We start from the raw sequence: 588 nt of genomic DNA, 5'->3' as shown, positions 1-588 counted from the left end.
CCATACTCTTCACTCAGCTTCTCCAGAGTGTCCGGACGTTCCTGCAGTCTGCGCCTGGTGAAAATGTCTCGGTGCCTATCATCCAGGGTGGCGAGGGCTGAATCAAACATAGACTTCTTAATGGCACTCTCCTCATCTGCAAGGTACATAATCTCCTGGCTGGGCAGCGAGGAAGGTACAAGATCTTGCAGTTCAACAGAACTCTCCCCATGCACCTGCTCATTAAGCGAAACGTCCCGATTGGCAAAAAACCGGTCCATCCTCTCAACTTCCTCCTCTGAAGTGGCGCACTCCTCCGCAATAGCTTTGATTTCCTTTTTGGTCATAGAAGAACCACAGCTCAACAGCCGCTTTTTAATCTTTCTAAGGCTGAAAAACAGCTTCTTCTGCGCCTGCGTTGTACCTACACGTATGCAAGACCATGAGCGCAAAATATAGTCTTTGATAGAGGCCTTTATCCACCACACGGCATACGTCGCAAGCCTGAAGCCAAGATCCGGGTTAAACCTTTTCACCGCCTGCATCAGGCCTATATTCCCCTCCATGATCAGCTCCATAATGGGGAGACCGTAGCTTTTGAACCCCATG

Annotated in this window: 1 protein-coding gene; it reads right to left on the bottom strand. The window is 49.8% G+C overall.

What is annotated here, in order from left to right; translation table 11 throughout:
- Nucleotides 1–588: sigma-70 family RNA polymerase sigma factor (locus GAC_RS01990; RefSeq protein ID WP_037349173.1), on the bottom strand; the 588-nt coding region annotated here is incomplete at both ends.

This window comes from Anaplasma marginale str. Florida, assembly GCF_000215485.1.
Classification (GTDB): Bacteria; Pseudomonadota; Alphaproteobacteria; order Rickettsiales; family Anaplasmataceae; genus Anaplasma; species Anaplasma marginale.
Note: the sequence above shows the minus strand (reverse complement) of the source record. Positions and strands in the feature narration are given on the sequence as shown.